4 protein-coding genes are annotated in these 8,845 nt (G+C 39.9%); 2 read left to right on the top strand and 2 right to left on the bottom strand.

Annotated features, from left to right (window positions below; translation table 11 throughout):
- Positions 1–2: 2 nt before the first annotated feature.
- Together AC1DVK_RS23035 and AC1DVK_RS23030 are read right to left on the bottom strand one after the other, a co-directional pair.
- Positions 3–4,565, bottom strand: coding sequence for an amino acid adenylation domain-containing protein (locus AC1DVK_RS23035; RefSeq protein WP_477627466.1), 4,563 nt, complete (start codon positions 4,563–4,565; stop codon positions 3–5).
- Positions 4,566–4,597: 32 nt separating this feature from the next.
- Positions 4,598–5,827, bottom strand: coding sequence for an MFS transporter (locus AC1DVK_RS23030; RefSeq protein WP_477627465.1), 1,230 nt, complete (start codon positions 5,825–5,827; stop codon positions 4,598–4,600).
- Between the two features lie 298 nt (positions 5,828–6,125).
- Between AC1DVK_RS23030 and AC1DVK_RS23025 the strand changes: the two genes are divergently transcribed.
- The gene (locus AC1DVK_RS23025; protein ID WP_477627464.1) at positions 6,126–7,322 is read left to right on the top strand and encodes a macrolide family glycosyltransferase; all 1,197 of its coding nucleotides are present in this window, start codon (positions 6,126–6,128) and stop codon (positions 7,320–7,322) included.
- 507 nt (positions 7,323–7,829) lie between these two features.
- Positions 7,830–8,845: serine hydrolase domain-containing protein (locus AC1DVK_RS23020; RefSeq protein ID WP_477627463.1), on the top strand; the 1,016-nt coding region annotated here is incomplete at its 3' end.

Below are 8,845 nucleotides of genomic sequence, written 5' to 3'. Positions count from 1 at the left end.
CGTTACACCCTCTTCTTTGTTAATTTAAGTAATACTTTACTCAAGCTTTCTTCCGTCAGAGCCTCTGCATCAGCAAAGTCAGATACCGTAAAAGCAGACTCTGCAGCTGATGGATTTATCAGCAATCGAAGCTGATTTAACATGCCCTTTGCCATCTCTTGAATTGTCAATCTAGAAAATTGTTCTCTACTGTACATCCAAACAAAATGTAGCTTTTCATCTTTTACCATAGCGACAACATCAATCGGGTGAGATGGTTTCGATTCTGGAGCATGGTCTAAGCGTGTAAATCCTGACTCCTGCATGAACAAGGATTCTTTGGAAAACACTTGATCCAATTGTCCCAAATAATTAAAGCTTATCGATGGTTTTTGCTGCTGATAGAACGGAAGCAATTCTCTGTTCAAGTAACGTAAAATACCATAATCAACACCATGATTCGGAATTCGACGCAATTGATCTTTCACAGCCTTTAATCCCTCAATAGGTGTCGTTGTTCCCTGAAGATCAAAGTGAACCGGGTAAATACTCGTGAACCAACCCACTGTCCGCGATAGATCAACACCTTCGATCATCTCTTCCCTCCCATGTCCTTCCATGTGAACAGAAAGCTTATGCTGATTTGTACTGTCGGCTATAGCTTGTACTAATGCCGTCAATAATACCTCATTGATCCGAGTCTTATAAGTCGCAGGAACTTCATGTAACAACGCGTGGGTCTCATCTGCTCCCAACGTCATCGTCACTTGATCAGTCGATGCTTCTGTCGTTTCCTGTATAGGATGGTCCATCGGAATCGTCATCACTTGTTTTGCTGCGTGTTCATGCCAATAATCTAGTACTTTTTTTGAAATATCTGACTCACTGTATGCCTGTAGTCGTTCCGACCATTCTTTAAAGGATGTACTTTTCGCAGGTAACCGAACCTTCTTACCTTGTTTCAACTGGTTGTATACGGCCTGTAAATCTTCCAATAGAATTCGCCATGATACCCCATCTACTACTAAATGATGAATCGTCCAGAATAATCGATCGTTCCCATTCGAACCACCATCGAAGTACACTATTCTCATCAACGGACCTGTAAGTAAATTGAAACTGGCTTGAGTGATATCCATCTCATCTTGAATCACTTGATTCCACCCTTGTTGATCAGCATCGTTCCGCTTTATCACACGAAGTACAGACTGTTCATCGATCCCCTCATTTCTCTGATTCCAGGTTCCATTGAGCAACTGTCCATATCGGAAACGTAAGGCGTCATGATGTTTGAGTAAGTATAATAGGGCTTCCTCTAGTAACTCCACATTCAATCTCTCTCTTACTCTCAAAAGCATCGACTGATTCCAATGTTGTGGATGCGGATGTTCTTGCTCGAAGAACCAGTACTGAATCGGAGTGAGCGGTACCTCTCCCATCACAGCACCCTGCTCCGCTTGTACTCCCTGATCATCTTCTTTGACTACTTGTACCAACTCGGCAATCGTTTGGTGTTCAAACATTTGCTTAGGTGTAAGTTTTAATCCCAATTGATTCGCTAGTGATATGATCTGAATGCTGAGGATCGAGTCTCCACCAACTTCAAAGAAGTTATCATGGATTCCCACCTTTTTAATCCCTAATACTTGCTCCCAAATGGTAGCCAGTGTTTCTTCGTTAGCATTCCGGGGGGCAACACATTCACTTTTGATTTCCCTCTCCTCTGGTACAGGTAAGGCCTCACGATCAACTTTACCGTTCGCAGTTAGTGGAATGGCTTCCATCATCACAAATTCTGAAGGAACCATATAGCTTGGTAGTTCCGCCTTGAGATACTCTCTATATGCACCTACATTTCCTTCACCCACGACATATGCCACTAATCGTTTATCACCTGGCTGATCTTCTCGAACGATCACAACAGCCTCGTTTATGGATGCATGGGCGTTTAAAGCAGATTCAATTTCCCCGAGTTCAATTCGGAAACCACGGATCTTCACCTGGTGATCAATCCTCCCAAGGTAATCCAGACTTCCATCCGGCAAGTATCTCGCTAAGTCTCCTGTCCGATATAATCGAGCTCCCGGGTCACTACTGAATAGATGAGGAATGAAACGTTCCGCTGTCAATTCGGGTCTGTTTAAATACCCACGTGCGAGTCCTGCTCCACCAATATATAGTTCGCCAGCTACGCCAAAAGGCACAGGCTGTTGACAAGCGTCCAGCACATACACTTCTAAATCTGGAATCCGCTTTCCGATATTACTTTTTGAAGAATGCTGCACATCATCTTGAGTAATTGGATAATAAGTAACATGAACGGTAGTTTCTGTAATTCCATACATATTGATTAGCTGCGGCTTCTGCTCTCCATATCTTTGAAACCATGGTAGCAAGCTGGTAGGATCGAGTGCTTCCCCACCAAATATGACATAGCGCAGATGCAAGTTTTTATTCTCATCTTCTTGTTCACACACCTGTATCAATTGTCGAAATGCGGATGGTGTCTGATTAAGAACCGTAACCTCTTCCTCTACTAACAGTTGATAGAAATCCTTGGGCGATCGACTGATCCAGTAAGGAACAACGACCAATCTTCCACCATAGAGCAAGGCCCCCCAAACTTCCCATACCGAGAAGTCAAACGCATAAGAATGGAATAGCGTCCAAGTATCTTTTTCATCAAACTGATACCAGCATTCCGTTGATTTAAATAAACGAATCACATTGTGATGCTCTACCATAACTCCCTTCGGATTCCCTGTTGACCCTGAAGTATAAATCACGTAAGCGAGATGTTGGGGACTGACATCAGAAATCGGTAAAGCAGTACCTTCTTTCTCAATCTCAACTTGATCTCGATCAAGACAAATCGATTTGATATTCTCTGGTAACCATTTCGATCCTTTTAAACTTTCTTGCGTTACGACCAACTCAATGCCAGCGTCCTCTAAAATATACCGAAGTCGCTGCTCTGGATATGTTGGATCGAGTGGAACATAAGCTCCACCAGCCTTCAGAATCCCCAAAATACCTACAACCATTTCAGGAGAACGTTCAACACAAAGTCCAACCAACGAATCGGGTCCTACTCCTTTTTTCTGCAGATAGTGAGCTAATTGATTCGCGCGTTCATTAAGCTCCCTATAAGTAAGCCTCTCCTTTTCATACATAACTGCAATGGCATTGGGATGAATCATCGCTTGCTGCTCAAACAACTCATGAATGGTTGCTTGAGGTGGAAAGTCAAGCTTAGGATCATTGAACTCTACTAAACTTTTTCTTTTATCCTCCTCTGAAAGGATTTCGATCTCAGCAACCTTCTGCTTCGGATTTATATATATGTTTTCCATTAATGCTAGCATGGTTTTAAAAAAGCGAGTTATCTCTTCTTTGGAAAATAATTCTTCACGATAATCAATATGTACTTGCAAAGAGTCTATATCAGTCAAGTTTTCGAGATGCACTGCAAAATCTTGCACTTCTTCACGATTTGGAATCCAAAGAGAGTCACCACTTTCACCACGCTCTCTATAATCGATCGTAGTTCCAAAAAGTCGAACACTATTGTTATTCTCTTGATTCATCTGTTTTAATAACAAATCAAATGGATATTTCTGATGTCGTAAGGCTTTACGTTGTTTTCTCGACACTCGACCAATAAATGAGAGTGCTTCTTCTTCAGGATCGATATCCATTCTCAGAGGAACTGTACTCACCATCATTCCAATTAATTCCCGCTCCATTTTAGTCATACGATTGCCATAAGCCATTCCCAAGGCAATATCAAGCGACGAGGTCCATCGATACATCGATAACGAAAGCGCAGCAACAAAAAGAGTATATATGCTAAATCCGGAATGGTCAGAAAATTCCTCTACCTTTTTCTTCGAATGTTCCGATAATATAAACGATTCACGTGATGCTCTCGTACTAACTTGGTAAGCATTATAGGGTTTCAATCCCGTCACCGATGGAAGTGTTTTGAATTCCTCTAACCAGAAGCTTTGATCTTTTTGAAAACGACTGCTGTTCAAGTACGTCTGTTCATCGACTAGAAACTGAACATATGAGCTCTTAGGGATGCTCACATCTTTCTCACTATGAAACTCATAATAATATTTAGCAATCTGTCTAGTCCAAATTTGGATTGATAAACCATCCATGATAATGTGATGAACATTGCCAAAGACGGCACACTCATTATCGCTTATTTTTATTAAAGCAAAATAGTATAAATCAGAATCAAATAACGTAAACGTATCTTGCGTCTTCTGCTCAATCCATTTTTCCAGCAAATCCGGATCTCTCTCGGAACTGAAGTCGAAGAAGTCAAATTCTCGTTCTTGATGTTTAACAAAATATTGCTCAGGTTCCCGGTGCCTATTTTCTTTCAGCCTGATACGCAGACCATCATGTTCACTGATGACACGATTCACGGCACGATTTAATATCGAATAATTCATTTTTCGATGGATCTTGAACAAGAATTTCAGATTACATATTCCTTTACCTGAATAAATAACTTCTGTATACCATATTCTCCTCTGTGGATGACTAAAAGGGTAACACTCCTCATTGGACATACAAGATCCTCCCTTCAAAAGATTATTTACACTTATGTGTTCGTGTTTACCCAAAAATATTTTTGTAATAAAACTCCAATTACTCCAATGATGATGAGCCCAATCCCCACATAAAAATAGAGTTGGGTTACTCCGAAAAAGTGAACCAGTGGTCCGCTCATAGCAGGAGAAATGATAAGGACTGCATTTGTTAAACTGCTTTGAATCCCAAATACTCTTCCAACCTGTTCTTGATGGGATTCTTTTTGCAGAATGACTTGATTGGTCACAAGCATAAGTCCACTACCGATACCAGCGATAAAACTAATCAGATAGCCAAAAATGAGGGATGTACTGGGGCTTATCAGAGCAATCCCACCAAAGCCAATTCCCATTAAAGCAATGCCTCCACATACTGCCCAACCATATTGAAAATGTTTTAATTTCTGAGTTACGAATGCGCCAATTATTCCCCCAAGACCAATAATAGAAATGAAGTATCCCATTTTACTCTTATCATTTGGGAACAAACTCTTAAATAAAGTAGGGAACTGTGAGTCCACTAATTGTAATACTGCCATAGCTATTGTAACGAAAATCATGGTTGATAAAATCATCCGATTGGATAATACATAACCCCAACCTTGTAACCAAGCAGTCCAAGTACTTTGCTGTTGCTTTTCAAAATGTTCTCTTGACAGAGATTCCTTTAACCTTATTGTGGGTAACAGAACCAAAGCAGCTAGAAAACAGCATATTGCCCTTATAATTAGACAAAACTCTGGCTGAAACCAGCTCAGTAACATTCCTCCTATAAGTGGACCCACTATCTTGGTTCCTTGCTCAACTATCCCATTGATACTTACCGCTTTGGTAAGCAGATCAGGGGAAACAATCTGTCGTGTTAGTGTTTGCTGTGCAGGAAAATAGAAAACGGTAAAAATGGAACGAATCATTAATGCTAACAAAAGCCAATGAATATTTTGGACAAATAAAAGAACAATTGTTAATAGACCAACCATAAGGTTACAAAACATCATAATTGGAATTTTTCTAAAGCGATCAGCCATCACACCTGCCCATGAACTAAATAAAATTCCAGGAAGTGCATACGCAACAGGAATCAATCCAATCATGGTAGGGTCTACTTCCCATTCAAAAGCAACAATGGTCATAATGGCTAACATGTCAATAAACACTCCGAGCATAAGCAGTGAATACGCAAAGAAAACCTGTAAATAAATTGTATTTCCCCATAGACTTTTTGAGTCGGTAGGTTTCATGAAGACGAGCTCCTTAAGTTTTTACAATAGTTTGGACACCCAATCCGCACCCCTCTTTTCCAGGATTATCTAGATTTTCCATCTAACATAATATCATACAAAATTTCCCCCTACTACAAAAAAAAGTAAAAATTACAATTATATACTTATATCCCTATTACGCATTTAAAGCGATTTAAGGATGAAGTTATACACAAAAGAAAATACGATGGTTTATATTGGAAAAAGATAAGAATGGTATGTATCATGAAAAGAGATTGAGTGATTTATATATTATTGAAAAGGGGAATGAAAGTTGATGAATGTATTAATGATAAACATTCCAGCTGAGGGCCATGTTAATCCGACTCTTGGTGTAGTAAAAGCTTTAATTGATCGTGGAGATTCTGTTCATTACGTAACCACTGAAGAATTTAAAGAGAGAATTGAAGGTTTGGGTGCTAATGTATACCTTCATCCTAATCATTTAAAGGGATTAACACCTCAAAAAGTCACTAGTATCCATGAATTTATGCAAATCCAATTAAAACTTTCCTATGATATTTTGGCTGTTGTTCAAGAATTAGCTGATTCCATCCCATTTGATTATGTGTATCATGATACATTTGGTGCGGGACTGCTGGTCAAAGACTATTTAAACATTCCTTCTATCTCTTCATCATCTTCCTTCGCTATTCCTCAGGAGCAATTCCTGAAAATGCTAGAAAGTGGCAGAGGTCTTCCTCTAAATCCATCGCCGGAAATGGAGAAAGAAAGTTCGACTATAACGGAACGGATCCAGGAACGTTTCGGTGTGAAGGTAAAGCACCACTTCCAATTTATGATGAATACTTCTGATTTGAATATTGTCTATACAAGCAGAGAGTTTCAACCAGGTGGAGAATATATGGATGATTCATATGTATTTATCGGTCCTTCCATCACGAAACGGGTGCAAACACATGATTTTCCGTTAGAGGAACTGAAAGACCAGAAAGTACTGTATATTTCAATGGGTACCATATTGCAAGGATTTGAATCTTTCTTTCAAACCTGTGTAGAGGCTTTTAGAAACTTTGAGGGGAAAGTCATATTTTCAGTGGGCATGGCTACTGATTTAGCCAAGCTGCAGCCTTTGCCGGAAAACTTCATTGTACGTAGATATTTACCGCAGCTTGAAGTTTTAAAGCATACGGACGTCTTCATTACCCATGGAGGAATGAATAGTACGAGCGAGGCTCTCTATTATGAAGTGCCCCTTGTCGTCATCCCCCAGACCTCAGATCAGCCTATGATCGCTAATCGATTAGAGGAACTTCAAGCCGGGTTTAGAATTGATCCACATGAAGTAAGCATAGAAAAGCTACAAGAATCCGTTCAAGAGGTATTGTCCAATCCTGCTTATCGGGAAAATGCTAAGAAGTTGAGCAATAGCTTTAAAACATCAGGTGGAGCAAAAGAAGCTCTAACGGCTATAGATGAGTACTTAAAAAAGGTAAGTTCGGGTATCTTCTAAGGCATATAAGGGGTACGGTCAGAAAATGATCGATTGACATCTGTTTCACTCCTAGAAGAGATTATCGAAGTAACAGGTCAATTGAATCATCAAAAGGATCTTCGTTGAAGATCCTTTTTCACTGTGATTTATAAAATGAAATTCTAAATATCTAATTATAATAGGTGAAAAAGACGATCAATAGTTTGGGTACGGAAATGATTCGAATTTACACTCCCCCTCAATACATATTATGGATAAAATAGTAAAATGTAGGTTGATGGTATATCTCATGTTGTGCTAATCTACAATAACTAAGGTTACATAATATGCTTTCATACCTTTAAATAATTTTGTTATAGAAGGGATGGAGATTTAAATGGCTCAAATTGTTGATATTGATAGATACCTTTGTACTGAGGGTTTAATCTATCTATATGAGAAAGGGCCTTTTCCCTAAGCCTTGTCAGGAGGTAAGGAACAGTAAGAAATCACCTATACAATATTAATAGAGAAGAGGAATGCCTTATGAAAATACGTAAGCAAATTACTTTTGCAAGTCTGGCCCTTTTACTAGCTGGAAGTTCCCTGCTATACACATCGCCAACCTCAATTGCAAAAGTAGAGCCCACTCAAAATGTATCTAGTCCGTTACAAACAAGCACTCAACGAGGTCATAATTCCGTCAAGCAAGCAATGCGGGATACATTGCAACTTGGATTCCCAGGGATACTTGCTAAAACTTCCGAGGGTGGAAAAACGTGGGGTTATGCCGCTGGGGTAGCGAATCTGAGCACCAAGAAACCAATGAAAACAGATTTTCGTTTTCGTATTGGCAGCGTGACGAAGACGTTCACCGCAACGGTTGTACTTCAATTAGCTGGAGAGAACCGCTTGAGTCTAGACGACTCCATCGAAAAATGGTTGCCTGGTGTCATTCAAGGAAACGGATATAATGAGAAAAAGATTACCATCCGGCAGATATTGAACCATACAAGTGGTATCGCTGAATACTCAAGGTCAAAAGACGCTGATTTTATGGATACAAAAAAATCGTATACGGCTGAAGAACTAGTGAAGATGGGGATTTCACTGCCCCCAGACYTTGACCCAGGAAAGGGCTGGTCCTATTCAAACACAGGGTACGTATTACTGGGTATTCTTATTGAAAAAGTAACCGGAAACAGCTACGCGGAAGAGATTGAAAATCGGATTATTGAACCGCTTGAATTGTCGGATACATTCCTACCTGGAAATTCAAGCGTTATTCCAGGCACCAAGCACGCCCGGGGATATTCCCAACCAGATGAAGCAAGTGAGATAAAAGACGTTACCTATTATAACCCAAGTGCAGGCAGCTCGGCTGGAGATATGATTTCTACTGCTGACGACTTAAATAAATTCTTCTCCTCCTTGCTCGGTGGCAAATTACTGAAGGAACAGCAACTAAAACAAATGCTTACTACAGTTCCTACAGGAAGAGCAGGAATTGATGGATATGGTCTTGGAATCTATGAAACTAAGCTTCCAAACGGTGTCTCGAT

It is taken from the genome of Peribacillus sp. P4_B1 (genome assembly GCF_056402395.1).
This window is presented reverse-complemented; position numbering and strand designations above follow the sequence as displayed.